37 protein-coding genes and 1 pseudogene are annotated in these 26094 nt (G+C 61.6%); 36 read left to right on the plus strand and 2 right to left on the minus strand.

The genetic code is table 11. The features are described from left to right. The first annotated feature begins 20 nt into the window (after positions 1-20). The 33 genes from fusA to dsbD all read left to right on the plus strand — a co-directional run bounded on the left by fusA (position 21) and on the right by dsbD (position 20642). On the plus strand, positions 21-2123 hold the full coding sequence (gene fusA / locus DIE22_RS35320; protein ID WP_124501694.1) for an elongation factor G: 2103 nt from the start codon (positions 21-23) through the stop codon (positions 2121-2123). A 39-nt stretch (positions 2124-2162) separates the two neighbouring features. Next, positions 2163-3353 carry an elongation factor Tu gene (tuf, locus tag DIE22_RS35325; protein ID WP_011350666.1) on the plus strand — a complete coding sequence of 397 codons (1191 nt, stop codon included), beginning with the start codon at positions 2163-2165 and terminating at the stop codon, positions 3351-3353. A 284-nt stretch (positions 3354-3637) separates the two neighbouring features. Further along, positions 3638-3949 carry a 30S ribosomal protein S10 gene (gene rpsJ / locus DIE22_RS35330; protein WP_004199280.1) on the plus strand — a complete coding sequence of 104 codons (312 nt, stop codon included), beginning with the start codon at positions 3638-3640 and terminating at the stop codon, positions 3947-3949. Between the two features lie 178 nt (positions 3950-4127). Next, on the plus strand, positions 4128-4778 hold the full coding sequence (gene rplC / locus DIE22_RS35335; protein ID WP_124501695.1) for a 50S ribosomal protein L3: 651 nt from the start codon (positions 4128-4130) through the stop codon (positions 4776-4778). Then, entirely contained in the window at positions 4778-5398 is a 621-nt protein-coding gene (gene rplD / locus DIE22_RS35340) for a 50S ribosomal protein L4 (RefSeq protein ID WP_006477192.1), read from the plus strand. The genes rplC and rplD overlap by 1 nt, the downstream gene beginning before the upstream one ends. After that, entirely contained in the window at positions 5395-5709 is a 315-nt protein-coding gene (gene rplW / locus DIE22_RS35345; RefSeq protein WP_004199275.1) for a 50S ribosomal protein L23, read from the plus strand. Before rplD ends, rplW begins: the two co-directional genes overlap by 4 nt. A 2-nt stretch (positions 5710-5711) precedes the next feature. Beyond that, entirely contained in the window at positions 5712-6539 is an 828-nt protein-coding gene (rplB, locus tag DIE22_RS35350; protein WP_006482900.1) for a 50S ribosomal protein L2, read from the plus strand. 10 nt (positions 6540-6549) lie between these two features. Next, positions 6550-6825, plus strand: a complete 276-nt coding sequence (gene rpsS, locus DIE22_RS35355) for a 30S ribosomal protein S19 (protein WP_004199273.1) — start codon at positions 6550-6552, stop codon at positions 6823-6825. Between the two features lie 12 nt (positions 6826-6837). Continuing rightward, positions 6838-7167, plus strand: coding sequence for a 50S ribosomal protein L22 (gene rplV, locus DIE22_RS35360; RefSeq protein ID WP_004199272.1), 330 nt, complete (start codon positions 6838-6840; stop codon positions 7165-7167). Between the two features lie 11 nt (positions 7168-7178). Further along, positions 7179-7979, plus strand: coding sequence for a 30S ribosomal protein S3 (rpsC, locus tag DIE22_RS35365; protein ID WP_006482899.1), 801 nt, complete (start codon positions 7179-7181; stop codon positions 7977-7979). A 2-nt stretch (positions 7980-7981) separates the two neighbouring features. Further along, positions 7982-8398: a 50S ribosomal protein L16 gene (gene rplP, locus DIE22_RS35370; RefSeq protein ID WP_006752927.1), complete on the plus strand. Its 417-nt coding sequence runs from the start codon at positions 7982-7984 to the stop codon at positions 8396-8398. A gap of 9 nt (positions 8399-8407) precedes the next feature. After that, positions 8408-8602, plus strand: a complete 195-nt coding sequence (gene rpmC, locus DIE22_RS35375; protein ID WP_006400652.1) for a 50S ribosomal protein L29 — start codon at positions 8408-8410, stop codon at positions 8600-8602. Beyond that, complete coding sequence (gene rpsQ / locus DIE22_RS35380; RefSeq protein ID WP_047899582.1) at positions 8599-8871, plus strand: 30S ribosomal protein S17; 273 nt, start codon at positions 8599-8601, stop codon at positions 8869-8871. The genes rpmC and rpsQ overlap by 4 nt, the downstream gene beginning before the upstream one ends. Positions 8872-9180: 309 nt before the next feature. Further along, positions 9181-9549 (plus strand): 50S ribosomal protein L14, encoded by a 369-nt coding sequence (rplN, locus tag DIE22_RS35385; RefSeq protein WP_006752929.1) that lies wholly within the window; start codon positions 9181-9183, stop codon positions 9547-9549. Positions 9550-9558: 9 nt separating this feature from the next. Further along, positions 9559-9867: a 50S ribosomal protein L24 gene (gene rplX, locus DIE22_RS35390; RefSeq protein ID WP_006477187.1), complete on the plus strand. Its 309-nt coding sequence runs from the start codon at positions 9559-9561 to the stop codon at positions 9865-9867. Between the two features lie 16 nt (positions 9868-9883). Further along, entirely contained in the window at positions 9884-10423 is a 540-nt protein-coding gene (rplE, locus tag DIE22_RS35395; RefSeq protein ID WP_006477186.1) for a 50S ribosomal protein L5, read from the plus strand. A gap of 7 nt (positions 10424-10430) precedes the next feature. Then, the gene (gene rpsN, locus DIE22_RS35400; RefSeq protein WP_006482884.1) at positions 10431-10736 is read left to right on the plus strand and encodes a 30S ribosomal protein S14; all 306 of its coding nucleotides are present in this window, start codon (positions 10431-10433) and stop codon (positions 10734-10736) included. Between the two features lie 14 nt (positions 10737-10750). Continuing rightward, on the plus strand, positions 10751-11146 hold the full coding sequence (rpsH, locus tag DIE22_RS35405; protein WP_006477185.1) for a 30S ribosomal protein S8: 396 nt from the start codon (positions 10751-10753) through the stop codon (positions 11144-11146). 18 nt (positions 11147-11164) lie between these two features. Further along, positions 11165-11695, plus strand: a complete 531-nt coding sequence (rplF, locus tag DIE22_RS35410) for a 50S ribosomal protein L6 (protein ID WP_006758786.1) — start codon at positions 11165-11167, stop codon at positions 11693-11695. Positions 11696-11707: 12 nt separating this feature from the next. Further along, positions 11708-12073, plus strand: coding sequence for a 50S ribosomal protein L18 (rplR, locus tag DIE22_RS35415; RefSeq protein WP_006477183.1), 366 nt, complete (start codon positions 11708-11710; stop codon positions 12071-12073). A 14-nt stretch (positions 12074-12087) separates the two neighbouring features. Then, a complete protein-coding gene (gene rpsE, locus DIE22_RS35420) occupies positions 12088-12606 on the plus strand; it encodes a 30S ribosomal protein S5 (protein ID WP_006752931.1) in 519 nt (172 codons plus the stop codon). A gap of 15 nt (positions 12607-12621) precedes the next feature. After that, positions 12622-12804: a 50S ribosomal protein L30 gene (rpmD, locus tag DIE22_RS35425; protein WP_006400644.1), complete on the plus strand. Its 183-nt coding sequence runs from the start codon at positions 12622-12624 to the stop codon at positions 12802-12804. Between the two features lie 26 nt (positions 12805-12830). Then, positions 12831-13265, plus strand: coding sequence for a 50S ribosomal protein L15 (gene rplO / locus DIE22_RS35430; protein ID WP_006482880.1), 435 nt, complete (start codon positions 12831-12833; stop codon positions 13263-13265). 42 nt (positions 13266-13307) lie between these two features. Further along, positions 13308-14657, plus strand: a complete 1350-nt coding sequence (secY, locus tag DIE22_RS35435; RefSeq protein ID WP_006400642.1) for a preprotein translocase subunit SecY — start codon at positions 13308-13310, stop codon at positions 14655-14657. Between the two features lie 9 nt (positions 14658-14666). After that, entirely contained in the window at positions 14667-14885 is a 219-nt protein-coding gene (gene infA, locus DIE22_RS35440; protein ID WP_004521905.1) for a translation initiation factor IF-1, read from the plus strand. A gap of 20 nt (positions 14886-14905) precedes the next feature. Further along, positions 14906-15022 (plus strand): 50S ribosomal protein L36, encoded by a 117-nt coding sequence (gene rpmJ / locus DIE22_RS35445; protein ID WP_004199844.1) that lies wholly within the window; start codon positions 14906-14908, stop codon positions 15020-15022. A 38-nt stretch (positions 15023-15060) separates the two neighbouring features. Beyond that, the gene (gene rpsM / locus DIE22_RS35450) at positions 15061-15426 is read left to right on the plus strand and encodes a 30S ribosomal protein S13 (protein WP_014898353.1); all 366 of its coding nucleotides are present in this window, start codon (positions 15061-15063) and stop codon (positions 15424-15426) included. A gap of 28 nt (positions 15427-15454) precedes the next feature. Further along, positions 15455-15856 (plus strand): 30S ribosomal protein S11, encoded by a 402-nt coding sequence (gene rpsK / locus DIE22_RS35455; protein ID WP_004197937.1) that lies wholly within the window; start codon positions 15455-15457, stop codon positions 15854-15856. Positions 15857-16012: 156 nt separating this feature from the next. Next, positions 16013-16636, plus strand: coding sequence for a 30S ribosomal protein S4 (gene rpsD / locus DIE22_RS35460; RefSeq protein WP_124501696.1), 624 nt, complete (start codon positions 16013-16015; stop codon positions 16634-16636). A gap of 124 nt (positions 16637-16760) precedes the next feature. Continuing rightward, positions 16761-17738 (plus strand): DNA-directed RNA polymerase subunit alpha, encoded by a 978-nt coding sequence (locus DIE22_RS35465; RefSeq protein WP_006477176.1) that lies wholly within the window; start codon positions 16761-16763, stop codon positions 17736-17738. A gap of 136 nt (positions 17739-17874) precedes the next feature. Next, positions 17875-18270: a 50S ribosomal protein L17 gene (gene rplQ, locus DIE22_RS35470; protein ID WP_006477175.1), complete on the plus strand. Its 396-nt coding sequence runs from the start codon at positions 17875-17877 to the stop codon at positions 18268-18270. Positions 18271-18475: 205 nt separating this feature from the next. Continuing rightward, entirely contained in the window at positions 18476-18802 is a 327-nt protein-coding gene (gene cutA / locus DIE22_RS35475; RefSeq protein WP_124607287.1) for a divalent-cation tolerance protein CutA, read from the plus strand. Beyond that, on the plus strand, positions 18795-20642 hold the full coding sequence (dsbD, locus tag DIE22_RS35480; RefSeq protein WP_124607288.1) for a protein-disulfide reductase DsbD: 1848 nt from the start codon (positions 18795-18797) through the stop codon (positions 20640-20642). Before cutA ends, dsbD begins: the two co-directional genes overlap by 8 nt. A 102-nt stretch (positions 20643-20744) precedes the next feature. On the opposite strand, the gene hemB is transcribed toward dsbD, so the two are convergent. Both hemB and yihA read right to left on the minus strand, forming a co-directional pair. Continuing rightward, positions 20745-21743, minus strand: coding sequence for a porphobilinogen synthase (gene hemB / locus DIE22_RS35485; protein ID WP_124501698.1), 999 nt, complete (start codon positions 21741-21743; stop codon positions 20745-20747). A gap of 254 nt (positions 21744-21997) precedes the next feature. Beyond that, entirely contained in the window at positions 21998-22657 is a 660-nt protein-coding gene (gene yihA, locus DIE22_RS35490; RefSeq protein WP_006758791.1) for a ribosome biogenesis GTP-binding protein YihA/YsxC, read from the minus strand. A gap of 216 nt (positions 22658-22873) precedes the next feature. Here yihA and DIE22_RS35495 point away from each other — a divergent pair, with 216 nt between their 5' ends. From DIE22_RS35495 to DIE22_RS35510, 3 genes and pseudogenes are all read left to right on the plus strand, one after another. Continuing rightward, positions 22874-23527, plus strand: coding sequence for a cytochrome c (locus DIE22_RS35495; protein ID WP_124501700.1), 654 nt, complete (start codon positions 22874-22876; stop codon positions 23525-23527). Positions 23528-23728: 201 nt separating this feature from the next. After that, complete coding sequence (locus DIE22_RS35505; RefSeq protein ID WP_124501699.1) at positions 23729-25945, plus strand: cytochrome c biogenesis protein ResB; 2217 nt, start codon at positions 23729-23731, stop codon at positions 25943-25945. 4 nt (positions 25946-25949) lie between these two features. Next, positions 25950-26094 (plus strand): annotated as a pseudogene (locus tag DIE22_RS35510) (c-type cytochrome biogenesis protein CcsB); the annotation flags it as partial.

Here is a 26094-nt window from a genome sequence, read left to right on the forward strand (position 1 = left end):
CATCCCAGTAGAGGATCAAAGTGGCTCGCAAGACTCCTATCGAGCGCTACCGCAATATCGGTATTAGCGCTCACATCGACGCCGGCAAAACGACGACGACCGAGCGCATTCTGTTTTACACCGGTGTGAACCACAAGATCGGTGAAGTTCACGACGGCGCAGCCACGATGGACTGGATGGAGCAGGAACAGGAGCGTGGCATCACGATCACGTCCGCTGCTACCACGGCCTTCTGGAAGGGCATGGGCGGCAACTATCCGGAACACCGCATCAACATCATCGACACCCCGGGCCACGTCGACTTCACGATCGAAGTGGAGCGTTCGATGCGCGTGCTCGACGGCGCGTGCATGGTGTACTGCGCAGTGGGCGGCGTGCAGCCGCAGTCGGAAACGGTGTGGCGCCAGGCTAACAAGTACAAGGTGCCCCGTCTCGCGTTCGTCAACAAGATGGACCGTACCGGCGCGAACTTCTTCAAGGTCTACGACCAGCTCCGTCTGCGCCTGAAGGCAAACCCGGTTCCGGTCGTGGTGCCGATCGGCGCGGAAGAAGGCTTCAAGGGCGTCGTCGACCTGATCAAGATGAAGGCGATCATTTGGGACGAGGCGTCGCAAGGTACCAAGTTCGACTACGTCGACATCCCGGCTGAACTCGTCGACACATGCGACGAATGGCGCGAAAAGATGGTCGAAGCGGCTGCCGAGTCGAACGAAGACCTGATGAACAAGTATCTGGAAGCGGGCGAGTTGACCGAAGCCGAGATCGTGAAGGGTCTGCGTGACCGTACGATCGCGTGCGAAATCCAGCCGATGCTGTGCGGTACCGCGTTCAAGAACAAGGGCGTGCAGCGTATGCTCGACGCCGTGATCGATTTCCTGCCGTCGCCGGTCGACATTCCGCCGGTTACGGGCGAACTCGAAAATGGCGAGAAGACGGAGCGCCGTGCTGCCGACGACGAGAAGTTCTCGGCACTCGCGTTCAAGATCATGACCGACCCGTTCGTCGGCCAGCTGATCTTCTTCCGCGTCTACTCGGGCGTTGTCAATTCGGGCGACACGCTGCTCAATGCGACCAAGGACAAGAAGGAACGTCTCGGCCGTATTCTGCAGATGCACGCGAACCAGCGCGAAGAAATCAAGGAAGTTCGCGCGGGCGACATCGCTGCTGCGGTCGGCCTGAAGGAAGCGACCACGGGCGACACGCTGTGCGATCCGGCTCATCCGATCGTGCTCGAGCGCATGATTTTCCCGGAGCCGGTGATTTCGCAGGCAGTCGAGCCGAAGACGAAGGCTGACCAGGAAAAGATGGGCCTGGCGCTCAACCGTCTCGCTCAGGAAGATCCGTCGTTCCGCGTGCAGACCGACGAAGAATCGGGTCAAACGATCATTTCGGGCATGGGCGAACTCCACCTCGAAATTCTCGTCGACCGGATGAAGCGTGAATTCGGCGTGGAAGCGACCGTCGGCAAGCCGCAGGTGGCGTACCGCGAAACCATTCGCAAGTCGGCCGCGGACGTCGAAGGCAAGTTTGTCAAGCAGTCGGGCGGCCGTGGTCAGTATGGTCATGCGGTCATTACGCTCGAGCGCAGCGAACTGGGCAAGGGCTACGAGTTCATCGACGCGATCAAGGGCGGCGTGATCCCGCGCGAGTACATTCCGTCGGTTGACAAGGGTATCCAGGAAACGCTGAAGAGCGGCGTGCTGGCAGGCTTCCCGGTCGTCGACGTGAAGGTCACGCTGACGTTCGGTTCGTACCACGACGTCGACTCGAACGAAAATGCGTTCCGCATGGCTGGTTCGATGGCGTTCAAGGAAGCGATGCGCCGCGCTGATCCGGTTCTGCTTGAACCGATGATGGCCGTGGAAGTGGAAACGCCGGAAGACTTCATGGGTAACGTGATGGGCGACCTGTCGGGTCGTCGCGGCATTATCCAGGGCATGGACGACATGGTGGGCGGCGGCAAGATCGTGCGCGCTGAAGTGCCGCTGTCGGAAATGTTCGGCTACTCCACGTCGCTGCGTTCGCTGACGCAGGGTCGCGCAACGTACACGATGGAGTTCAAGCACTACGCTGAAGCTCCGAAGAACGTTGCAGAAGCGATCATCAGCGCGAAGTCGAAGTAATTCGCTATCACAATCGATTATTTTTGAAAGAAGAGAATCATGGCAAAAGGTAAATTTGAGCGGACCAAGCCGCACGTCAACGTTGGTACGATTGGTCACGTTGACCACGGCAAGACGACGCTGACGGCAGCGATCACGACGGTGCTGACGAAGAAGTTCGGCGGCGAAGCGAAGGCCTACGACCAGATCGACGCGGCACCGGAAGAAAAGGCGCGCGGCATCACGATCAACACGGCACACGTCGAGTACGAAACGGCAAACCGCCACTACGCACACGTCGACTGCCCGGGCCACGCTGACTATGTGAAGAACATGATCACGGGCGCAGCGCAGATGGACGGCGCGATCCTGGTTTGCTCGGCAGCAGACGGCCCGATGCCGCAAACGCGTGAGCACATCCTGCTGGCGCGTCAGGTTGGCGTTCCGTACATCATCGTGTTCCTGAACAAGTGCGACATGGTGGACGACGCTGAACTGCTCGAACTGGTCGAGATGGAAGTTCGCGAACTGCTGTCGAAGTACGACTTCCCGGGCGACGACACGCCGATCGTGAAGGGTTCGGCGAAGCTGGCGCTGGAAGGCGACACGGGCGAGCTGGGCGAAGTGGCGATCATGAGCCTGGCAGATGCGCTGGACACGTACATCCCGACGCCGGAGCGTGCAGTTGACGGCGCGTTCCTGATGCCGGTGGAAGACGTGTTCTCGATCTCGGGCCGTGGTACGGTGGTGACGGGTCGTGTCGAGCGCGGCATCGTCAAGGTCGGCGAAGAAATCGAAATCGTCGGTATCAAGCCGACGGTGAAGACGACCTGCACGGGCGTTGAAATGTTCCGCAAGCTGCTGGACCAAGGTCAGGCAGGCGACAACGTCGGTATCCTGCTGCGCGGCACGAAGCGTGAAGACGTGGAGCGTGGCCAGGTTCTGGCGAAGCCGGGTTCGATCACGCCGCACACGCACTTCACGGCTGAAGTGTACGTGCTGAGCAAGGACGAAGGCGGCCGTCACACGCCGTTCTTCAACAACTACCGTCCGCAGTTCTACTTCCGTACGACGGACGTGACGGGCTCGATCGAGCTGCCGAAGGACAAGGAAATGGTGATGCCGGGCGACAACGTGTCGATCACGGTGAAGCTGATCGCTCCGATCGCGATGGAAGAAGGTCTGCGCTTCGCAATCCGCGAAGGCGGCCGTACCGTCGGCGCCGGCGTCGTCGCCAAGATCATCGAGTAATATCGACGATCCGCGGATCCCTCCGGGGTCCGCGATTCCACGGTAGGCAGTTGTGCCGTCGAAACCGGGTGTCCAGTTTGATCTGGCGCCCGGTTTTGTCTTTGTGGCGCGCATCGCTGCATTGACAAACGCACACCACCGCTCCGAATTTTCGTGTAGAATCGCGGGCTTAGCAGTGGAAGTACCGTTCGGGACGTGTCGCCTCGCTCCCCGCAGGCAACAGGTTTCGCGTTCTTTTAGTGTCCGGCGATGCAACATCGCCTCGCTCTTTTCAAGGAATCGTCATGCAGCAACAGAAAATCCGCATTCGCCTGAAGGCTTTCGACTATCGTCTGATCGATCAATCGGCTGCCGAGATCGTCGATACCGCGAAGCGGACTGGCGCAATCGTCCGTGGCCCGGTGCCGCTGCCGACGCGCATCCAGCGTTTTGACATCCTGCGTTCGCCGCACGTCAACAAGACGTCGCGCGATCAGCTCGAAATCCGTACCCACCAGCGCCTGATGGACATCGTCGATCCGACCGACAAGACGGTTGACGCGCTGATGAAGCTCGACCTGCCGGCTGGCGTCGACGTGGAAATCAAGCTGCAGTAAGGCTTTCGGCGCCAACCGGCATGCCGGGCGGTGCTAAGTCTTTGTATTGCTTGCGGAAATCGAGAAGTCGGGCTATACTGCTTGGCTTTTCGCGTATTCGCGTAAAAAAGTTGGGCCTTGCGTGCCCGGCATTTTGTAAATCAGCCCCGACCAATCGCAGTCGGGAATGGAGAAAATGATGAGCCTTGGACTCGTAGGTCGCAAGGTTGGCATGACCCGTATCTTCACGGCTGAAGGGGATTCGATTCCCGTCACCGTGCTGGACGTGTCGGACAACCGCGTGACGCAGATCAAGACTGTTGAAACCGACGGCTACACGGCCGTGCAGGTTGCATTCGGCTCCCGCCGCGCATCGCGCGTGACGAAGCCGCTGGCAGGTCATCTCGCCAAAGCCGGTGTCGAAGCCGGTGAAGTCCTCAAGGAATTCCGCATTGACGCGGCCAAGGCAGCTGAGCTGTCGAATGGCGCCGTGGTCGGTGCTGATCTTTTCGAAGTAGGCCAGAAGGTCGACGTGCAAGGCGTGTCGATCGGTAAGGGCTACGCCGGTACGATCAAGCGTTACAACTTCTCCTCCGGCCGTGCCACGCACGGTAACTCGCGCTCGCACAATGTGCCGGGCTCGATCGGTATGGCGCAGGATCCGGGTCGTGTTTTCCCGGGTAAGCGCATGACGGGTCACCTCGGTGACGTTACGGTGACGGTGCAGAACCTCGAAATTGCTCGTATCGACGCAGAGCGCAAGCTGCTGCTCGTCAAGGGTGCGATTCCGGGCGCGAAGGGCGGCAAGGTTTTCGTGACGCCGGCCGTCAAGACCAAGGGGGCGAAATAATGGAACTCAAGCTCCTGAATGAAAATGGTCAGGAAGGTGCAGTGGTCAACGCGTCGGACGTCGTGTTCGGTCGTGACTACAACGAAGCGCTGATCCACCAGGTCGTCGTCGCGTACCAGGCGAATGCTCGCCAGGGTAACCGCGCACAGAAGGACCGTGAGCAAGTCAAGCACACCACCAAGAAGCCGTGGCGTCAGAAGGGTACGGGCCGCGCTCGTGCCGGTATGTCGTCGAGCCCGTTGTGGCGTGGCGGTGGTCGCATCTTCCCGAACTCGCCGGAAGAAAACTTCTCGCACAAGGTCAACAAGAAGATGCATCGCGCAGGTCTCTGCTCGATCTTCTCGCAGCTGGCCCGTGAAGGCCGTCTGTCGGTCGTCGAGGACATCATCCTCGAAGCGCCGAAGACCAAGCTGCTGGCTGACAAATTCAAGACCATGGGTCTCGACTCCGTGCTGATCATTACGGATACGGTCGACGAGAACCTGTACCTGGCTTCGCGCAACCTGCCGCACGTGGCGATTGTCGAGCCGCGCTACGCTGACCCGCTGTCGCTGATCTACTTCAAGAAAGTGCTGGTCACGAAGGCTGCGGTCGCCCAGATCGAGGAGTTGCTGTCATGAGCGAGATTCGCAAGAACGATCATCGTTTGATGCAGGTCCTGCTCGCACCGGTGATCTCGGAAAAGGCGACGCTGGTTGCCGACAAGAACGAGCAAGTCGTGTTCGAAGTCGCACCGGATGCCACGAAGCAGGAAGTGAAGGCGGCCGTCGAGCTGCTGTTCAAGGTTGAAGTTGATTCGGTCAACGTGCTGGTTCAGAAGGGCAAGCAAAAGCGCTTCGGCCGTTCGATGGGCCGCCGCAAGGACGTGAAGAAGGCGTACGTTTGCCTGAAGCCCGGCCAGGAAATCAACTTTGAAGCGGAGGCCAAGTAATCATGGCAATCGTTAAAGTTAAACCGACATCGCCGGGTCGCCGCGCGATGGTCAAGGTGGTCAACAAGAACCTGCACCAGGGCAAGCCGTTCGCGGCACTGCTCGACTCGCAGAGCTCGACCGCCGGCCGTAACAACAACGGTCGTATCACCACGCGTCACAAGGGTGGTGGTCACAAGCAGCACTACCGTATCGTCGATTTCCGTCGCACGAAGGATGGCATCCCGGCAAAGGTCGAGCGTCTCGAGTACGACCCGAACCGTAGCGCGAACATCGCGCTGGTGCTCTACGCAGACGGCGAGCGTCGCTACATCATCGCCCCGAAGGGCCTGACCGTCGGCCAACAGCTGATGTCGGGTTCGGAAGCGCCGATCCGCGCAGGCAACACGCTGCCGATCCGCAACATTCCGGTCGGTACGACGATCCACTGCATCGAGATGCTGCCGGGCAAGGGCGCGCAAATGGCGCGTTCGGCTGGCACGTCGGCCATGCTGCTGGCACGTGAAGGCGTCTACGCGCAGGTTCGTCTGCGTTCGGGCGAAATCCGTCGCGTGCACATCGAGTGCCGTGCAACGATCGGTGAAGTCGGCAACGAAGAGCATAGCCTGCGCCAAATCGGCAAGGCTGGCGCGAACCGCTGGCGCGGTATCCGCCCGACGGTGCGTGGCGTTGCGATGAACCCGGTTGATCACCCGCACGGTGGTGGTGAGGGCAAGACGGCTGCAGGTCGCGACCCGGTGAGCCCGTGGGGTACGCCGGCTAAGGGTTACCGCACCCGCAGCAACAAGCGCACGACGACGATGATCGTCCAGCGCCGTCACAAGCGTTAAGGAGTAGGCAATGGCACGTTCTGTAAAAAAAGGTCCGTTCTGCGACGCCCATTTGCTGAAGAAAGTTGAGGCGGCTGCAGCTTCGCGCGACAAAAAGCCGATCAAGACCTGGTCGCGTCGCTCGACGATTCTGCCGGATTTCATCGGCCTGACGATCGCTGTTCACAACGGCCGTCAACACGTTCCGGTGTACATCTCGGAAAACATGGTCGGCCACAAGCTTGGCGAGTTCGCACTGACCCGTACGTTCAAGGGTCACGCGGCCGACAAGAAGGCCAAGAAATAAGGGGCAATCAAGATGGAAGTGAAAGCAATTCATCGCGGTGCCCGCATCTCGGCGCAAAAAACGCGCCTTGTGGCTGACCAGATCCGCGGTTTGCCGGTCGACAAGGCGCTGAACGTTCTGACGTTCTCGCCGAAGAAGGCGGCTGGCATCGTGAAGAAGGTTGTGCTGTCGGCAATCGCGAATGCGGAGCACAACGAAGGCGCTGATATCGACGAGCTCAAGATCAAGAGCATCTATGTCGACAAGGCTGCATCGCTCAAGCGTTTCACCGCGCGCGCCAAGGGCCGCGGTAACCGCATCGAGAAGCAATCCTGTCACATCACTGTGACGGTCGGGAATTAAGGAGCCATACGATGGGACAGAAAATTCATCCGACTGGCTTCCGCCTGGCTGTCAGCCGTAATTGGGCTTCGCGTTGGTACGCGAACAACAACAATTTCGCGGCGATGCTGCAGGAAGACATCGGTGTTCGTGAATACCTGAAGAAGAAGCTGAAGAACGCTTCGGTCGGTCGGGTCGTCATCGAGCGTCCGGCGAAGAACGCGCGCATCACGATTTACAGCTCGCGTCCGGGCGTCGTCATCGGCAAGAAGGGCGAGGATATCGAACAGCTGAAGACGGAACTGCAGCGCCGCATGGGCGTGCCGGTTCACGTCAACATCGAAGAGATCCGCAAGCCGGAAACCGATGCGCAACTGATCGCTGACTCGATCACGCAACAGCTCGAGCGCCGGATCATGTTCCGTCGCGCGATGAAGCGTGCGATGCAGAACGCGATGCGTCTGGGTGCCCAGGGCATCAAGATCATGAGCGCAGGCCGTCTGAACGGTATCGAAATCGCTCGTACGGAGTGGTATCGCGAAGGTCGCGTGCCCCTTCATACGCTGCGTGCCGACATCGACTACGCGACTTCGGAAGCGAAGACGACCTACGGGATCATCGGCGTCAAGGTGTGGGTGTACAAGGGCGACACGCTCGGCCGCAACGACGCGCCGGTGGTCGAAGAAGTAGCCGAAGACAAGCGTCCGCGTCGCAATGCGCGTCCGGGCGACCGTCGTCCGCGCCGTGACGGCGAAGGCGGCGCTCCGGGTGCTCGTCGTGGCGCACCGCGCCGTGGCGCCGGCAAGCCCGAAGACGGCAAGACTGGAGAATAACGATGCTGCAACCGAAACGCAGGAAGTATCGTAAAGAGCAGAAGGGGCGTAACACCGGCAAGGCGACGCGCGGCAACGCAGTGTCGTTCGGTGACTTCGGCCTGAAGGCGATCGGTCGCGGTCGTTTGACCGCACGTCAAATTGAAGCGGCGCGTCGTGCAATGACGCGTCACATCAAGCGTGGCGGCCGCATCTGGATCCGGATCTTCCCGGACAAGCCGATTTCGCAAAAGCCGGCAGAAGTGCGTATGGGTAACGGTAAGGGTAACCCGGAGTACTACGTCGCCGAGATCCAGCCGGGCAAGATGCTCTATGAAATGGACGGCGTAACCGAAGAACTGGCACGCGAAGCGTTCCGTCTGGCTGCAGCCAAGCTGCCGCTGAAGACGGCATTCATCGTGCGCCAGCTCGGCGCCTAAGGAGAAAACATGAAGGCTTCCGAACTTCTCCAGAAAGACCAGGCCGCGCTCAACAAGGAGCTGGCGGACCTGCTGAAGGCGCAATTCGGCCTGCGCATGCAACTCGCGACCCAGCAGCTCACGAACACGAGCCAGCTGAAGAAGGTTCGTCGCGACATCGCACGTGTGCGGACCGTCATGACTCAGAAGGCGAACCAGAAATGAACGATAGCGTGAAAACCTCGCTGAAGCGGACGCTGGTCGGTCGGGTCGTCAGCAACAAGATGGACAAGACCGTCACCGTGCTGATCGAGCACCGCGTCAAGCACCCGATCTACGGCAAGTATGTCGTGCGCTCGAAGAAGTACCACGCGCATGATGAAGCGAACACCTGCAACGAAGGCGATCTCGTCGAAATCCAGGAAACTCGTCCTGTTTCGAAGACGAAGGCCTGGGCGGTGTCGCGCCTCGTCGAAGCAGCTCGCGTCATCTAAGCGGGCAGCGCAGTAGGCAGTAACAGGCACTTCGGCACGAAGTGCTTGAAATCGCAAAGTTTTTGCTTGCGTGACCAGGGTTATTTGTTATAATCCTGGTCTTCCCTCTTTATGGGAGCCCCGTCGCGGGCGAAATTGGTGGGGGAAGCGGACTGGCGCCAGCCTGTCTGAAAGATTCACCGAATTGCGATGGCGGGTTTCGTTTGCCGTCGCTGCTGTTCCAACCCAAGCAGCCGATTGGCTGACGGGACCAAGACTGACCGAATGCATCATGGTGGTGCATCCGGATTAAGTTGGGAAAGACAAACCATGATCCAGACCGAATCTCGGCTCGAAGTAGCCGACAACACGGGTGCGCGTGAAGTCATGTGCATCAAGGTGCTCGGCGGCTCGAAGCGTCGTTATGCCGGCATTGGCGACATCATCAAGGTGACCGTCAAAGAAGCAACGCCGCGCGGGCGCGTGAAGAAAGGCGAAATCTACAACGCCGTGGTGGTCCGCACCGCCAAGGGTGTTCGCCGTCAAGACGGCTCGCTGATCAAGTTCGACGGCAACGCCGCTGTGCTTTTGAATAACAAGCTTGAGCCGATCGGCACCCGTATCTTCGGGCCGGTGACGCGTGAGCTGCGTAGCGAACGATTCATGAAGATCGTTTCGCTGGCGCCGGAAGTGCTGTAAGGAGTCGCGATGAACAAGATTCGCAAAGGTGACGAAGTCATCGTCGTCACTGGCAAAGACAAGGGCAAGCGCGGCGTCGTGCTGGCTGTCGGTGCAGAACATGTGACGGTTGAGGGTATCAACCTCGTCAAGAAGCATGTGAAGCCGAACCCGATGAAGGGTACGACGGGCGGCGTGGAAGCGAAGACGATGCCCCTGCATATTTCGAACGTCGCACTGGTCGACGCGAATGGCAAGGCGTCGCGTGTTGGCATCAAGGTCGAGGAAGGCAAGAAGGTTCGCTTCCTGAAGACGACCGGTGCCGTACTGAGCGCCTGACGCAGCGGAGTAAAAAATGGCTCGTTTTCAAGAGTTTTACAAAGAAAAGGTTGTGCCCGGCCTGATCGAGAAGTTCGGTTACAAGTCGGTCATGGAAGTGCCGCGCATCACCAAGATCACGCTGAACATGGGTCTTGGCGAAGCGATCGCTGACAAGAAGATCATCGAGAACGCCGTTGGCGACCTCACGAAGATCGCTGGTCAGAAGCCGGTCGTCACGAAGGCACGCAAGGCAATCGCAGGCTTCAAGATCCGCCAGGGTTACCCGATCGGCGCGATGGTGACGCTGCGTGGTCAAGCGATGTACGAATTCCTCGACCGTTTCGTGACCGTTGCCCTGCCCCGCGTGCGTGACTTCCGCGGCGTGTCGGGTCGTGCCTTCGATGGCCGCGGCAATTACAACATCGGTGTGAAAGAGCAGATCATTTTCCCCGAAATCGACTACGACAAGATCGACGCACTGCGTGGGCTGAACATCAGCATCACGACGACTGCGAAGACCGACGACGAAGCAAAGGCTCTGCTCGCCAGCTTCAAGTTCCCGTTCAGAAACTGAGGTTACCGTGGCTAAACTGGCACTGATCGAACGTGAAAAGAAGCGCGCCCGCCTGGTCGCGAAGTTCGCAGCAAAGCGCGAAGCGCTGAAGGCGATCGTCGAAGACCAAAGCAAGTCGGAAGAAGAGCGCTACGAAGCACGCCTGGAGCTGCAGCAACTGCCCCGCAACGCAAACCCGACCCGCCAGCGTAACCGCTGCGCGATCACGGGCCGTCCGCGTGGCACGTTCCGTAAATTCGGCCTCGCGCGTAACAAGATTCGTGAAATCGCATTCCGTGGCGAGATTCCTGGCCTGACCAAGGCGAGCTGGTAATAGGAGAAACGTAAATGAGCATGAGTGATCCTATCGCCGATATGCTGACTCGCATCCGCAACGCGCAGATGGTCGAGAAGGTATCGGTCGCGATGCCCTCGTCGAAGGTCAAGGTTGCAATCGCGCAAGTCCTGAAGGACGAAGGTTATATCGACGATTTCGCCGTCAAGGCGGAAGGTGCGAAGTCCGAACTGAATATCGCGCTGAAGTACTACGCAGGCCGCCCGGTCATCGAACGCCTCGAGCGCGTGTCGAAGCCTGGTCTGCGCGTGTACCGCGGCCGTAACGACATTCCGCAGGTCATGAACGGCCTGGGTGTGGCAATCGTGTCGACGCCGAAGGGCGTGATGACCGACCGCAAGGCGCGCGCTACCGGCGTCGGCGGCGAAGTCATCTGCTACGTTGCTTAAAGCCGAGGAGAGAGAAACATGTCTCGAGTAGGTAAGAGCCCGATCGCGCTGCAAGGCGCGGAAGTCAAGCTGGCCGACGGTGCGATCACCGTCAAGGGCCCGCTGGGCACCATCACGCAAGCGATCAATCCGCTCGTGAACGTGGCGAACAACGACGGCACGCTGAATCTGTCGCCGGTCGACGAAAGCCGCGAAGCAAACGCACTGTCGGGCACGATGCGCGCGATCATCGCGAATGCCGTGCACGGCGTGACCAAGGGTTTCGAGCGCAAGCTGACGCTGGTTGGCGTCGGTTATCGTGCGCAAGCGCAAGGCGACAAGCTGAACCTGTCGCTGGGTTTCTCGCACCCGGTGGTGCACCAGATGCCGGAAGGCGTCAAGGCTGAAACCCCGACGCAAACCGAAATCGTGATCAAGGGGATCAACAAGCAACAAGTCGGTCAAGTAGCTGCGGAAGTCCGCGGTTACCGTCCGCCGGAGCCCTACAAGGGCAAGGGCGTGCGCTATTCCGACGAGGTTGTGATCCTCAAAGAAACGAAGAAGAAGTAAGGGTGCGCAATCATGGATAAGACTCAATCTCGCCTGCGCCGCGCTCGCCAGACGCGTATCAAGATCGCTGAGCTGCAGGTCGCGCGTCTCGCCGTGCATCGCACGAACACGCACATCTACGCTCAAGTGTTCTCGCCCTGCGGCACCAAGGTGCTCGCCAGCGCGTCGACGCTCGAAGCAGAAGTGCGCGCCGAACTGGCCGACAAGTCGGGCAAGGGCGGCAACGTTAATGCCGCGACGCTGATCGGCAAGCGTATTGCCGAGAAGGCAAAGGCTGCCGGCATCGAATCCGTCGCCTTCGACCGCTCGGGCTTCCGCTACCACGGCCGCGTCAAGGCGCTGGCTGAGGCAGCTCGCGAAGCTGGGCTCAAGTTCTAAGGAAGGAATTCGTCATGGCAAAGATGCAAGCGAAAGTTCAGGCTGACGAGCGCGACGACGGCCTTCGTGAAAAGATGATTTCGGTCAATCGCGTGACCAAGGTCGTGAAGGGTGGCCGTATTCTCGGCTTCGCCGCACTGACCGTGGTTGGCGACGGTGATGGCCGCATCGGTATGGGCAAGGGCAAGGCGAAGGAAGTGCCGGTCGCTGTCCAGAAGGCAATGGAACAAGCTCGCCGCAACATGTTCAAGGTGCCGCTCAAGAACGGCACGCTGCAGCACGAAGTGCACGGCAAGCATGGCGCATCCGCTGTCCTCCTCGCTCCGGCGAAGGCAGGTACGGGCGTGATCGCCGGCGGCCCGATGCGCGCAGTGTTCGACGTGATGGGCGTTCAGAACGTCGTGGCAAAGAGCCACGGTTCGACGAACCCGTACAACCTCGTTCGCGCCACGCTGGACGGTCTGCGCAAGCAGTCGACCCCGGCAGACATCGCGGCGAAGCGCGGCAAGTCCGTCGAAGATATTTTGGGCTAAGCCCGGGTGGTCACCATGTCTGAAAAAACTGTCAAGGTTCAGCTCGTGAAGAGCCTGATCGGGACCCGCGAATCGCACCGCGCGACCGTGCGTGGCCTGGGCCTGCGCCGACTCAACTCGGTTAGCGAGCTGCAGGACACGCCGGCGGTCCGCGGCATGATCAACAAGGTCTCGTACCTCGTTAAGGTCATCGCGTAAGCGGCCCTACGGATCAAGGAGTTGATATGGAATTGAATAACCTGAAGCCGGCCGCTGGTGCCAAGCACGCCAAGCGTCGCGTCGGCCGCGGCATCGGTTCGGGCCTCGGCAAGACGGCTGGCCGTGGTCACAAGGGTCAGAAATCGCGTTCGGGCGGCTTCCACAAAGTCGGTTTCGAAGGCGGTCAGATGCCGCTGCAACGTCGTCTGCCGAAGCGCGGTTTCACGTCGCTGACGAAGGAATTCGTCGGTGAAGTGCGTCTGGGCGACCTCGAGAAGCTGCCGGTCGATGAAATCGATCTGCTCGCACTGAAGCAAGCCGGCCTGGTCGGCGAGCTGACGAAGAGCGCAAAGATCATCGCGACGGGCGAACTGAAGCGCAAGATCGTCGTGAAGGGTCTCGGTGCCACCAAGGGTGCGCGCGCTGCGATCGAAGCGGCTGGCGGTTCGTTCGCCGAGTGACACGCGTAGCGCGTCGTTACTTGCATTCATCGGAGAAGGTACTTGGCTAACAGCCCGAGTCTTGCAAAACCCGGTCGAAGCACGGCGAAATTCGGCGATCTGCGTCGGCGAGCGATGTTCCTGCTCCTGGCGCTGATCGTCTATCGCATCGGCGCGCACATCCCCGTGCCGGGCATCGATCCGGATCAACTGGCAAAGCTGTTCCAGAGCCAGGCGGGCGGCATCCTGGGCATGTTCAACATGTTCTCGGGTGGCGCGCTTTCCCGCTTCACGATCTTTGCGCTGGGGATCATGCCGTACATCTCGGCGTCGATCATCATGCAGTTGCTGGCGATCGTCTCGCCGCAGCTCGAGGCGCTGAAGAAGGAAGGGCAGGCAGGGCAACGGAAGATCACGCAGTACACGCGGTATTTCACCGTGGTGCTCGCGACCTTCCAGGCGTTCGGTATCGCGGCTGCGCTGGAAAACCAGCCGGGCCTCGTGATCGACCCCGGCATGCTGTTCCGACTGACGACGGTCGTGACGCTGGTTACCGGCACGATGTTCCTGATGTGGCTGGGTGAGCAGATCACCGAGCGTGGTCTGGGCAACGGCATCTCGATCATCATCTTCGGCGGGATCGCAGCAGGGTTCCCGAATGCCGTCGGTGGGCTGTTCGAGCTGGTGCGTACGGGTTCGATGAGCATCATTTCGGCGATCATCATCGTCGTTCTGATTGCCGCGGTGACTTACCTGGTCGTGTTCATCGAACGCGGTCAGCGCAAGATCCTCGTGAACTATGCGAAGCGCCAGGTCGGCAACAAGATCTACGGTGGCCAGTCGTCGCACTTGCCGTTGAAGCTGAACATGTCGGGCGTGATTCCGCCGATCTTCGCGTCGTCGATCATCCTGTTCCCGGCCACGATTCTCGGCTGGTTCAGCACGGGTCAGCCGTCGGGAAGCTGGATCTCCAACACGTTGCATAACGTCGCGGAGGCGCTCAAGCCGGGCCAGCCGGTCTATGTGCTGCTGTACACGCTGGCAATCGTGTTTTTCTGCTTCTTCTACACCGCACTGGTGTTCAACAGCAGGGAAACCGCCGACAACCTGAAGAAGAGCGGCGCGTTTGTTCCGGGCATTCGTCCGGGCGATCAAACCGCACGGTATATCGACCGCATCCTCACGCGTCTGACGCTGGCCGGTGCGATCTACATCGTCTTCGTGTGTCTGCTGCCGGAATTCCTGGTGCTGCGCTGGAACGTGCCGTTTTATTTTGGTGGAACGTCGCTGCTGATCATTGTCGTCGTCACGATGGACTTCATGGCGCAGGTGCAGTCGTACGTTATGTCGCAACAGTATGAGTCGCTGCTCAAGAAGGCAAACTTCAAGGGCGGCAACATCCCAATGCGTTAATTCAGGACTATGGCCAAAGACGATGTAATCCAGATGCAGGGTGAGGTGATCGAAAACCTCCCGAATGCGACCTTCCGTGTGAAGCTGGAAAACGGCCATGTCGTGTTGGGGCATATCTCCGGGAAAATGCGGATGCACTACATCCGCATCCTGCCGGGCGACAAGGTGACGGTTGAATTGACGCCTTACGATCTGTCTCGTGCGCGGATCGTGTTCCGGGCGAAGTGATTTGAAAAAAGGGTATTATCATGAAAGTGATGGCATCGGTTAAGCGCATTTGCCGCAATTGCAAGATCATCAAGCGCAAAGGCGTCGTTCGCGTGATCTGCAGCTCGGATCCGCGCCACAAGCAGCGCCAAGGCTGACCGCGCGTTTGTTTGCGCTTTTTGTTTGAGGAAAAACAATGGCTCGTATCGCAGGGGTTAACATCCCGAATCACCAGCATACCGAGATCGGCCTGACGGCAATCTTCGGTATCGGCCGCACGCGCTCGCGCAGCATCTGCGTGGCGTCTGGCGTGGAATTCTCGAAGAAGGTCAAGGACCTGACCGACGCAGACCTCGAAAAGCTGCGTGAGGAAGTGGGCAAGTTCATCGTCGAAGGCGATCTGCGCCGTGAAGTGACGATGAACATCAAGCGCCTGATGGACCTCGGTTGCTACCGTGGTGTTCGTCATCGCAAGGGCCTGCCGATGCGCGGTCAGCGTACGCGTACGAACGCACGTACCCGCAAGGGTCCGCGTCGTGCAGCGCAAGCGCTGAAGAAGTAAGCGGAACTGACAGTTACAGGAAAACGTAATGGCTAAGGCTTCGAACACCGCGGCGCAACGCGTTCGCAAGAAGGTTAAGAAGAACGTCGCTGAAGGCGTGGTTCACGTTCACGCGTCGTTCAACAACACGATCATCACGATCACCGATCGCCAGGGCAATGCACTGGCATGGGCGACGTCGGGCGGCCAGGGCTTCAAGGGCTCGCGCAAGTCGACGCCGTTCGCTGCTCAGGTTGCTGCTGAGTCGGCCGGTCGCGTGGCGATGGAATACGGCGTGAAGAATCTGGAAGTGCGGATCAAGGGCCCGGGCCCGGGTCGCGAGTCGGCAGTGCGCGCACTGCATGGCCTCGGCATCAAGATCACCGCGATTTCGGACGTCACCCCGATTCCGCACAACGGCTGCCGTCCGCCGAAGCGCCGTCGTATCTAAGAATGTTGCTGGCACGTTCGTGCTGGCACATTTGCCTGTCGCCGCGTAGCGTCGACGGGCGTTGCTTTTTTGATTGACTAAGCCCACCGTTCGCCCCAAAGGGCGCGAACTAGCGCGGATTCCGATCCGCGTGACTGATTGATAAAGGAATGCAAAGTGGCACGTTATATCGGCCCCAAGGCCAAGCTGTCCCGCCGTGAAGGCACCGACCTGTTCCTGAAGAGCGCACGCCGCTCGCTCGCCGACAAGTGCAAGCTCGACAGCAAGCCGGGTCAGCACGGCCGTACCTCGGGCGCACGTACGTCCGACTACGGTACGCAGCTGCGCGAAAAGCAGAAGGTCAAGCGTATTTACGGCGTCCTGGAACGTCAGTTCCGCCGCTACTTCGCTGAAGCCGACCGCCGCAAGGGCAACACGGGTGAAAACCTGCTGCAACTGCTCGAGTCGCGTCTCGACAACGTCGTGTATCGCATGGGCTTCGGCTCGACCCGCGCTGAAGCGCGTCAGCTGGTGAGCCACAAGTCGATCACCGTGAACGGCGTCGTCGCAAACGTGCCGTCGCAGCAAGTGAAGGCGGGTGACGTCGTCGCGATCCGCGAAAAGGCGAAGAAGCAGGCGCGTATCGTCGAAGCGCTGTCGCTGGCCGAGCAAGGCGGCATGCCGAGCTGGGTTGCAGTCGATGCGAAGAAGTTCGAAGGCACGTTCAAGCAAATGCCGGAACGCGTTGACATCGCAGGCGACATCAACGAAAGCCTGATCGTCGAATTGTATTCGCGTTAATCCGATTGACGGCCGAGGTACCCCGATTGCGTTTCGCAAGGAGGGGCCTCGGCTGTTTATTTTCTGGTTGTTACCGGTCAGCCTTATCGGTGTAACGAGCCGAGGGTATTGAAAAGGAAAGCCCATGCAAACCAGTTTGCTGAAACCCAAGATCATCGCCGTGGAATCGCTTGGCGAGAACCACGCGAGGGTGGTCATGGAACCGTTCGAACGCGGTTACGGCCACACCTTGGGCAATGCGCTTCGCCGCGTGCTGCTGTCGTCGATGGTTGGCTACGCGCCGACCGAAGTCACGATCGCAGGCGTGGTGCACGAGTACTCGACGCTTGATGGCGTGCAAGAGGACGTCGTCAACCTGCTGCTGAACCTGAAGGGTGTGGTGTTCAAGCTGCACAACCGTGACGAAGTGACGGTGACCCTGCGCAAGGAAGGCGAAGGCGTCGTCACGGCCGGCGATATCGAGCTGGCTCACGATTGCGAAGTCATCAACCCGAATCACGTGATCGCGCACCTGTCGAAGGGCGGCAAGCTCGACGTTCAGATCAAGATCGAGAAGGGTCGCGGCTATGTGCCCGGCAACGTCCGTCGCTACGGCGAAGACACGGCCAAGATCATCGGCCGCATCGTCCTCGACGCATCGTTCTCGCCGGTTCGCCGCGTGAGCTATGCCGTTGAAAGCGCACGTGTCGAGCAGCGTACCGACCTCGACAAGCTCGTGATGAACATCGAGACGAGCGGCGTGATCACCCCGGAAGAGGCGATCCGTCAATCGGCCCGCATCCTGGTTGACCAGCTGTCCGTGTTCGCGGCACTGGAAGGCACGGAAACGGCTGCCGAAGCACCGTCGCGTGCACCGCAGATCGATCCGATCCTGCTGCGTCCGGTGGACGATCTCGAGCTGACGGTTCGTTCGGCGAACTGCCTGAAGGCCGAGAACATCTACTACATCGGCGACCTGATCCAGCGCACGGAAAACGAGCTGCTGAAGACGCCGAACCTCGGTCGCAAGTCGCTCAACGAGATCAAGGAAGTGCTCGCTTCGCGCGGTCTCACGCTGGGCATGAAGCTCGAAAACTGGCCGCCGGCTGGTCTCGACAAGTAAGCCCGTTTGTTGCTGCAGTTGGCAAGGATGCGGATTTTCCTTTAAAATCCGCATCTTGCTTTTTTCGTTACCGGCCCGTGCACCCCAGCGGTGCGATAGAAGAGCTGGATCAAAACTTTGAATCAAGGAAACTGAAATGCGCCATCGTCATGGTCTGCGGAAACTGAACCGCACGAGCAGCCACCGTCTGGCTATGCTCCGTAACATGTCCAACTCGCTGATCGAGCACGAAGTCATCAAGACGACGCTGCCGAAGGCGAAGGAACTCCGTAAAGTCGTCGAGCCGCTGATCACGCTCGGCAAGAAGCCGTCGCTGGCAAACCGTCGCCTGGCGTTCAACCGCCTGCGCGATCGTGACTCGGTGGCGAAGCTGTTCGACGTGCTCGGTCCGCGTTTCGCGAACCGTCCGGGCGGCTACCTGCGCGTGCTGAAGTTCGGCTTCCGCGTCGGCGACAACGCACCGATGGCACTGGTCGAGCTGCTCGATCGTCCGGAAGTCGACGAAACGGAAAACGTGCAAGAAGCTGAGTAAGCTTCCGGTACGCAGCAGTATCTGAAAGGGGCCGAGCAAATGCTTGGCCCTTTTTGTTTTTGGCGGTCTGCGGGCTGCGATCGATTGTCGCAGGCCGGTGCCGGCAGCGTCGCGCGCGCTGCGCTACGATACAGGATTGTCGACACGGGCCCTCGATGGGCGATCCGTGGCGGCGAAATCCGGTAAGCGAGCCAGGAGGGCGCGTATGGTGGTGGTCTTGATGCTGACGACGGTGCCGGATGCGGCGACGGCCGCAGCGCTCGCCGACGGTGCGCTCGATGCACGGCTTGCCGCGTGCGTGTCGGAGCTCGGTGCGATCAAGTCGCGCTATCACTGGCAGGGCAAGGTCGAAGCGGCCGACGAGATCCAGTTGCTGTTCAAGACGAGCCCCGTGCGCTCGCTCGAACTGGAGCGATTTATTCTCGCGCATCATCCGTACGAGACGCCGGAAATCGTCTCGTGGCAGGCGACGGCCTCGGCCGCCTACGGCCAGTGGGTGACCAGCGAAACTCAACGTCTATTTCATGTTTAACGGTATGGCGCTTTCCGTGCGCATGCGCGCGCTGCGGTTCCTCGCAGTCCTGTTGTCGTTCATGTTCCTGCTGGGCGGCCTGTCGGTCGCGCGCGCGGCCGACGATTTTCTCGATCCGTCGGTGGCGTTCAAGTTCAGCGCGAGCGAATCGCCGGGGCAGGTGGACGTCCGCTTCAAGGTTGCCAACGGCTACTACCTGTACCGCGAGCGGTTCGCGTTCTCGGTGAAGAGCGGGCAGGCGGCGCTCGGGGCCCCGCAATTGCCGGCCGGCCATGTGAAGTTCGACCAGACGTTCCAGAAGGAAGTCGAAACCTATCGCGACGAGGTCGTGATTCACGTGCCGGTCAAGCAGGCAGCGGGGCCGTTCGAGCTCGCGGTAACGTCGCAGGGGTGCGCCGACGAAGGGATCTGCTATCCGCCCGCCGAGCACGTCGTGAAGGTCGACGGCGCAGCGCTGGGCGCGGCCGCGCCGGCCGATGGCGCGGTGGCTGCCGGCAACTGGTTCGACAAGGTCACGAGCGCGGATTTCGCGCAGTCGCTGCTGGAGGGGCACGGCTTCTTCACGATCATCGCGCTGTATTTCGTCGCGGGCGTCGTGCTGAGTCTCCTGCCTTGTTCGTATCCGATGATCCCGATCGTGTCCGCGATCATCATCGGTCAGGGTACGCGCGCGACGCATGCGCGCGGCTTTGCGCTGTCGCTCACCTACGTGGTCGGCATGGCGCTGGTTTATACGGTGCTCGGCATCGCTGCCGCGCTCGTCGGACAGAGCCTTGGCGCGTGGCTGCAGAACCCGTGGGTGCTCGGTGCGTTCGGTGTGCTGCTCACTGCGTTCGCGGTATCGCTGATTTCGGGCAAGGACATCGCGCTGCCCGAGCGCTGGCAGAACGGCGCCGCCCAGGCATCGAGCGCGCGCCAGGGCGGCCATTTCGTCGCGGTTGCCGCGATGGGCGCGTTGTCGGCGCTGGTCGTCGGTGCATGCATGACCGCGCCACTGTTTGCGGTGCTCGCGTTCATTGCGCATACCGGCAATGCGCTGCTCGGCGGCGCCGCGCTGTTCGCGATGGGGCTGGGGCTCGGCGTGCCGCTCCTCGTGGTCGGCATCGGTGCCGGCACGGTGCTGCCGCGCGCGGGCGCGTGGATGGATGCCGTGAAGGTGTTCTTCGGCATCGTGCTGCTCGCCGCGGCGCTGTGGATTGTATGGCCGGTGCTGGCGGGCGGCTTGAAGATGGTGCTCGCCGCGCTGTGGTTGCTTGTCGCGGCCGCGGCGCTCGGCCTGTTCACGCCGCATGCAGGCGCCGCGTCGATCTGGCGCCGCCTTGGCCGAGGCCTCGGCGCAGCGCTTGCGATCTGGGCTGCGACGCTGCTCGTCGGTCTCGCAGCAGGATCCAACGACCCCGTGAAGCCGCTGGCCGTACTCGCGGCGCGCACGGTTGCGTCGGGGGATGCGTCGGCTGCCGGTGCCGCGTCGGGACAGGCGGGGCCTGCATTCGCATCCGTGCGCTCCAGCGGCGAACTCGACGCGCTGCTGAAGACGTCGGCCCGGCCCGTGATGCTCGACTTCTACGCCGACTGGTGCGTGAGCTGCAAGGAGATGGAGCATCTGACGTTCACCGATCCACGCGTGCGGGCGCGGCTCGCGCAGCTTCACCTCGTGCGTGCGGACGTCACCGCGAACAATCCGGACGATCAGGCGTTGCTCAAGCGCTTCAACCTGTTCGGGCCGCCGGGCATCATCTTCTTCGATCGCAGCGGCAATGAAATCGGCCGCGTGGTCGGCTATCAGTCAGCCGAGACGTTCCTGCGCAGCCTCGATCGCGCGGCGGTACCGACGGTGTAACGCACGCTCGTTGGCGTGCATGGGCGGCCTCTGCGTCGACTGGACTGCAAATGAAAAACGGCGCCCGAGCGCCGTTTTTCTTGATGTCTGCCGGCGCTCGGCTCAGCGCTGCGCTTTCAGCAGGCGCGCGGCATCGAGCGCGAAGTACGTGAGCACGCCATCGGCGCCCGCCCGCTTGAATGCGAGCAGCGATTCGAGCACGACCTTGTCGTGGTCGAGCCAGCCGTTCATCGCGGCAGCCTTCAGCATCGCGTATTCTCCGCTCACCTGATACACGTAGGTCGGGAAGCGGAACTCGTCCTTCACGCGGCGCACGATGTCGAGATACGGCATGCCGGGCTTGACCATCACCATGTCGGCGCCTTCGTCGATGTCGAGGCGCACTTCGCGCAGCGCTTCGTCACTGTTCGCCGGATCCATCTGGTAGGTCATCTTGTTGCCCTTGCCCAGATTGGAGGCCGAACCGACCGCATCGCGGAACGGGCCGTAGAACGCGGATGCGAACTTGGCCGAATAGGCCATGATGCGCGTGTGGATATGGCCGTCGCTTTCCAGCATTTCGCGGACCGCGCCGATGCGGCCGTCCATCATGTCCGACGGCGCGACGATGTCGACGCCGGCTTCCGCCTGCGCGCGCGCCTGGTCGACCAGGATCTCGATCGTGTTGTCGTTGATCACGTAGCCGTTCTCGTCGAGCACGCCGTCCTGGCCGTGGCTCGTGTACGGATCGAGCGCGACGTCGGTCAGCACGCCGAGCTCGGGGAAGCGCTTCTTCAGCTCGCGCACCGCGCGCGGGATCAGGCCTTCCGGATTGGCCGCTTCGCGGCCGTCAGGCGTTTTCAGCGACGGCTCGATGGCCGGGAACAGCGACAGCACGGGCACGCCGAGTTCGACACACTGCTCGGCGACATGCATCAGCAGATCGACCGACACGCGTTCGACGCCGGGCATCGACGGCACGGCCTGGCGTTCGTTGGCGCCTTCGACGACGAACACCGGATAGATCAGGTCGTCGGTGGTCAGGCGGTTTTCGCGCATCAGGCGCCGGGAGAAGTCGTCGCGGCGCATCCGGCGCGGACGGTGAAGCGGATGGAAGCTCATGGCGATTGGGCAAAAAATCAGGGCAAGAAGGACCTTACGGAACCCTTAGGTCATTTTCGAGATCGTTGGTATATGATAGCGATCGAGCGGCACGCGTCGCGTGCTGCTCCCCGCTTCTCCTCCCTGAGCGGGTGCCTGTCGTTATTCGATTAGGCTGTTTGACCCGCCGTTCAACGGCGGGTTTTTTTATGAGCCGGCCGAATCCGCAGGTGCCGTCAGGGGCGCGCAGCCGATCCCGGCCGCGCGTTGCCCGCTCATTGTGCTACAGGCTCGCTTTTTTCGTCGGCGACGGACGGCCGCACCCAGCTCTCGATCAGTTCGTGCGCCTCGTCGAGCCCCGTGCGCTTCAGCGCCGAGAACAGCTGGACGGTCAGCTTGCCCTTCACGCCCTGGTCGCGGTACGCGTCGAGTCCCTTTTGCGTGTTACGCAGCGCGTTGATGCTTTCCTGCCGCGTCAATTTGTCGCACTTCGTCAGCAGCGTGTGGATCGGCTTGCCGGTCGGCACGAACCACTCGATCATCCGGCGGTCGAGGTCGGTCAGCGGGCGGCGCGAATCCATCATCAGGATCAGGCCGCACAGCTGCGAGCGCGTCGCGAGGTAGGACGACAGCAGCATTTCCCAGTGGGCCTTCGCGGCCCCCGGCACTTCCGCATAGCCGTAGCCGGGCAGGTCGACGAGGTTCGCGACGGGCTCGGCGGCCGGGCCGACGGAGAAGTAGTTGATGTGCTGCGTGCGGCCGGGCGTCTTCGACGCGAAGGCGAGCCGCTTCTGGTTGCACAGCACGTTGATCGCCGTCGATTTGCCGGCATTCGAGCGGCCCGCGAACGCGATCTCCGGCTGCACCGTCGGCGGCAGGTCGCGCAGATGGTTGACGGTCGTGTAGAAGCGGGCTTGATGGAGCAAAAAGGCCATGGGAAACCGGTGGGACGGGGCGGCGCGAGCCGCTTGGTGGAGGCGGGGTAGCCCCGATAGGCGCGGGAGCTTTCAGCGCGATATTGTACAATATGCCGGTTTTGCCGAAGGGCTGCGGGCGCCTGCCTCGCGCTTTTATGCAGCTTCTGCGGTAGACTGGTCGACGTCGTTTTTTGCAGAACCTCAAATTCCCACAAGACGAAACAGGGTGTGCGAATGAATCGACTGTGCAAGTCTCTGATGGTGCTTCAGGTTGCAGCAGGGTTCGTAGGTTTCGTAGCGGAGGCAAACGCGGCGGATGCGGCAAAGCCGGATCTGGACCGCGGCAAGGCGATTGCCGGGCAGGTCTGCGCGTCGTGTCACGGCGCCGACGGCAACAGCGCGTCGGGCAGTTTCCCGAAGCTCGCCGGCCAGCATCCCGAATATCTGGTCAAGCAGTTGAACGACTTCAAGGCCCAGCCGGGCGCGAAGGGGCCGGCGCGGACCAATCCGGTGATGGTCGGGTTCGCGAGCGCGTTGAGTGCGGACGACATGCGCAACGTCGCCGCGTATTACGGATCGCAGGCGACGAAGCTCGGCACTGCACGCGATGCGGCGACCGTGCCGGTCGGCCAGAAGATCTATCGCGGCGGCATCGCGGAAAAGGGTGTACCGGCCTGCGCAAGTTGTCACGGGCCGGCGGGGCAGGGGATGCCGGTCCAGTACCCGCGTCTGTCGGGGCAGTGGGCCGATTACACGGTTGCCCAATTGACCGCGTTCCAGCAGGGTGTCGGCGCGCGCAACAACAACGAGGCGATGCATCAGATCGCATCGCGTCTGTCGGACAACGAGATCAAGGCCGTCGCGGACTACATCGCGGGCCTGCGTTGAACGGACGGTCGCGAACGGAATGACCGGGCGCCCGAAGGGCGGCCGGAGTCAGAACAAGAAAAGGGTGGGGCACCGTGTGATTGCGGTTGCCTCGCCCTTTTTTGTCAGCACTCGCCGGGCCGTCCCAAGCGTGCTGACCGCCCCCTCGGGGGCAGCGAACATAGTGAGCGTGGGGGCTGTATCCCCTTAGTCGGAGTTTGAATGAGCGTTACCACGTCGGGGTTGCAGTCGAAGTCGGGTCAAAGTGCGTCCAGGCGCGCGATCGAGTTGCTGAGCTCGATGCGCTTCGCGATCGCGCTGCTGGTGGTGCTGTCGATCGCGAGCATCATCGGCACGGTCCTGACCCAGGACGACCCGTATCCGAACTACGTGAACCAGTTCGGGCCGTTCTGGGCGGACATCTTCCGCTCGCTGGGCCTGTACAACGTGTACAGCGCGTGGTGGTTCATGCTGATCCTGATCTTCCTCGTCGTGTCGGTCTCGCTGTGCGTGATCCGCAACGCGCCGAAGATGCTCGCCGATGCGAAGAGCTGGAAGGACAAGGTCCGCGAAGGCAGCCTGCGCGCGTTCCACCACAAGGCCGAATACACGGCGTCCGGCACGCGCGCGACCGCTGCGGCCACGCTCGCCACGTTCGTCACCAAGGCTGGCTACAAGCACGTCGTGCGCGAGACCGACGGCGCGACGCTGATCTCCGCGAAGCGCGGCGCGCTGACGAAGTGGGGCTATATCTCCGCCCACCTTGCGATCGTCGTGATCTGTATCGGCGGCCTGCTCGACAGCAACCTGCCGATCAAATTCCAGATGCGGATGTTCGGCAAGAGCCCGGTCAACACCAGCGCGACGATCAGCGAGATCTCGCCCGAGCACCGGCTGTCCGCGTCGAACCCGACGTTCCGCGGCTACGCGTGGGTACCGGAAGGCCAGTTCGTGTCGACCGCGATCCTGAACCAGCCGAGCGGCTCGCTGATCCAGGACCTGCCGTTCTCGATCCAGCTCGACAAGTTCATCGTCGACTACTACACGACGGGGATGCCGAAGCTGTTCGCGAGCGACATCGTCGTGATCGATCGCGAGACGGGCCAGAAGATTCCCGCGCGCGTCGAGGTGAACAAGCCGTTCACGTACAAGGGCGTGTCGATCTACCAGTCGAGCTTCCAGGACGGCGGCTCGCAGATGCAGATGACGGCCTACCCGATGACGGGCGGCAACGCGAAGACCTTCGCGGTGAAGGGCACGATCGGCAGTACGGCGCCGCTGCAGATGCCGGGTAGCGACGGCGACACGATCGAGTTCTCCGACTTCCGCGCGATCAACGTCGAGAACATGGCCGACGCGAACGGCAAGCCGGACGTGCGCGGCGTCGCGAAGACGGAGTCGCTGAAGGAGGTGTTCGACGAGCGCCTCGGTTCGGGCGCGAAGACGTCGAAGCCGATGCAGCTCCACAACATCGGCCCGTCGGTGCAGTACAAGATTCGCGGCAAGGACGGCCAGGCGCGCGAATTCAACAACTACATGCTGCCCGTCGACATGGGCGGCACGCGCGTGTTCCTCGCCGGCGTGCGCGCGAGCCCGAACGATCCGTTCCGCTACATGCGGATCCCGGCCGACAGCCAGGATTCGATCGCCGAATGGATGCGCCTGCGCGCCGCGCTCGAGGATCCCGCCGTGCGTGCCGACGCCGCCGCGCGCTTCGCGCAGCGTTCCCTGCCGACGACCGAAGCGTCGCTGCGCGGCCGCCTGCAGGACAGCGCGTTCAAGGTGCTGACCCTCTTTGCGGCGGGCGACGACAGCGTCGGCCGCGGCGCCGACGGCCAGCCGATCGGCGGGTTCCAGGCGGTGGCCACCTTCATCGACCGTTCGGTGCCGAAGGCCGAGCAGGAGAAGGCGGCCAGCCTGCTGCTGCGCATGCTCGAGGGTTCGATGTGGGAGGTCTGGCAGATCGCACGCGAGCGCGCCGGCGAGCCGGCTGCCCAGCAGGGCACGGACACGATCCGCTTCGTGCAGAACGCGATCAATGCGCTATCCGACAGTTTCTTGTATGGATCGCCGGTCTATTTGCAGCTTGACTCCTTCAAGCAGGTGCAAGCTTCGGTATTTCAGTTGACGCGCGCACCCGGCAAGAATCTGGTGTATCTTGGCAGCCTGCTGTTGGTCGCCGGCATCTTCTCGATGTTCTACGTGCGCGAGCGGCGCCTCTGGTTCTGGCTCAAGGATGCCGGTTCGGGCGTCGATGTGGTGATGGCGATGTCCACGGCCCGCAAGACCTTCGATTTCGAGAAAGAATTCGTGCAGACGCGCGACGCGGCCGGCGCCGCCTTGCGCGCCACTCCGCGCGCTGCCGCGCCTGCTGGTGCGGCAGCGACTGCCCGTCCGCCCGCCGGCGGCGGTTCCGACTCCGAGAATTCCACCCGGTAACATCATGGATCTCACTCAAGTTTCCTCTTCCCGTGCGGGGCCGGCCCAGGCCCCGAATCCGGTGGCGTTGTTCGACGACCGTCCGTTCCTCGCACGCCTGTCGGTCATCGACTGGCTGTTCGCCCTGGCACTCGTGGTCGGCGCGGGCT

It is taken from the genome of Burkholderia sp. Bp9142 (genome assembly GCF_003853415.1).
GTDB lineage: Bacteria > Pseudomonadota > Gammaproteobacteria > Burkholderiales > Burkholderiaceae > Burkholderia.

Coding starts and splice junctions, on each gene's coding strand:
- rpmJ (WP_004199844.1), top strand. CDS start 14,906: ATGAAAGTGATGGCATCGGTTAAGCGCATTTGCCGCAATTGCAAGATC.
- rpmD (WP_006400644.1), top strand. CDS start 12,622: ATGTCTGAAAAAACTGTCAAGGTTCAGCTCGTGAAGAGCCTGATCGGG.
- tuf (WP_011350666.1), top strand. CDS start 2,163: ATGGCAAAAGGTAAATTTGAGCGGACCAAGCCGCACGTCAACGTTGGT.
- rplN (WP_006752929.1), top strand. CDS start 9,181: ATGATCCAGACCGAATCTCGGCTCGAAGTAGCCGACAACACGGGTGCG.
- rplR (WP_006477183.1), top strand. CDS start 11,708: ATGGATAAGACTCAATCTCGCCTGCGCCGCGCTCGCCAGACGCGTATC.
- cutA (WP_124607287.1), top strand. CDS start 18,476: ATGGTGGTGGTCTTGATGCTGACGACGGTGCCGGATGCGGCGACGGCC.
- rpsJ (WP_004199280.1), top strand. CDS start 3,638: ATGCAGCAACAGAAAATCCGCATTCGCCTGAAGGCTTTCGACTATCGT.
- rplV (WP_004199272.1), top strand. CDS start 6,838: ATGGAAGTGAAAGCAATTCATCGCGGTGCCCGCATCTCGGCGCAAAAA.
- DIE22_RS35495 (WP_124501700.1), top strand. CDS start 22,874: ATGAATCGACTGTGCAAGTCTCTGATGGTGCTTCAGGTTGCAGCAGGG.
- dsbD (WP_124607288.1), top strand. CDS start 18,795: ATGTTTAACGGTATGGCGCTTTCCGTGCGCATGCGCGCGCTGCGGTTC.
- rpsC (WP_006482899.1), top strand. CDS start 7,179: ATGGGACAGAAAATTCATCCGACTGGCTTCCGCCTGGCTGTCAGCCGT.
- rplQ (WP_006477175.1), top strand. CDS start 17,875: ATGCGCCATCGTCATGGTCTGCGGAAACTGAACCGCACGAGCAGCCAC.
- rplD (WP_006477192.1), top strand. CDS start 4,778: ATGGAACTCAAGCTCCTGAATGAAAATGGTCAGGAAGGTGCAGTGGTC.
- rpsK (WP_004197937.1), top strand. CDS start 15,455: ATGGCTAAGGCTTCGAACACCGCGGCGCAACGCGTTCGCAAGAAGGTT.
- rplP (WP_006752927.1), top strand. CDS start 7,982: ATGCTGCAACCGAAACGCAGGAAGTATCGTAAAGAGCAGAAGGGGCGT.
- DIE22_RS35465 (WP_006477176.1), top strand. CDS start 16,761: ATGCAAACCAGTTTGCTGAAACCCAAGATCATCGCCGTGGAATCGCTT.
- rplW (WP_004199275.1), top strand. CDS start 5,395: ATGAGCGAGATTCGCAAGAACGATCATCGTTTGATGCAGGTCCTGCTC.
- rplB (WP_006482900.1), top strand. CDS start 5,712: ATGGCAATCGTTAAAGTTAAACCGACATCGCCGGGTCGCCGCGCGATG.
- rplF (WP_006758786.1), top strand. CDS start 11,165: ATGTCTCGAGTAGGTAAGAGCCCGATCGCGCTGCAAGGCGCGGAAGTC.
- rpmC (WP_006400652.1), top strand. CDS start 8,408: ATGAAGGCTTCCGAACTTCTCCAGAAAGACCAGGCCGCGCTCAACAAG.
- hemB (WP_124501698.1), bottom strand. CDS start 21,743: ATGAGCTTCCATCCGCTTCACCGTCCGCGCCGGATGCGCCGCGACGAC.
- rpsH (WP_006477185.1), top strand. CDS start 10,751: ATGAGCATGAGTGATCCTATCGCCGATATGCTGACTCGCATCCGCAAC.
- DIE22_RS35505 (WP_124501699.1), top strand. CDS start 23,729: ATGAGCGTTACCACGTCGGGGTTGCAGTCGAAGTCGGGTCAAAGTGCG.
- yihA (WP_006758791.1), bottom strand. CDS start 22,657: ATGGCCTTTTTGCTCCATCAAGCCCGCTTCTACACGACCGTCAACCAT.
- rpsM (WP_014898353.1), top strand. CDS start 15,061: ATGGCTCGTATCGCAGGGGTTAACATCCCGAATCACCAGCATACCGAG.
- rplC (WP_124501695.1), top strand. CDS start 4,128: ATGAGCCTTGGACTCGTAGGTCGCAAGGTTGGCATGACCCGTATCTTC.
- rplO (WP_006482880.1), top strand. CDS start 12,831: ATGGAATTGAATAACCTGAAGCCGGCCGCTGGTGCCAAGCACGCCAAG.
- rpsS (WP_004199273.1), top strand. CDS start 6,550: ATGGCACGTTCTGTAAAAAAAGGTCCGTTCTGCGACGCCCATTTGCTG.
- rpsE (WP_006752931.1), top strand. CDS start 12,088: ATGGCAAAGATGCAAGCGAAAGTTCAGGCTGACGAGCGCGACGACGGC.
- rplX (WP_006477187.1), top strand. CDS start 9,559: ATGAACAAGATTCGCAAAGGTGACGAAGTCATCGTCGTCACTGGCAAA.
- infA (WP_004521905.1), top strand. CDS start 14,667: ATGGCCAAAGACGATGTAATCCAGATGCAGGGTGAGGTGATCGAAAAC.
- rpsQ (WP_047899582.1), top strand. CDS start 8,599: ATGAACGATAGCGTGAAAACCTCGCTGAAGCGGACGCTGGTCGGTCGG.
- rplE (WP_006477186.1), top strand. CDS start 9,884: ATGGCTCGTTTTCAAGAGTTTTACAAAGAAAAGGTTGTGCCCGGCCTG.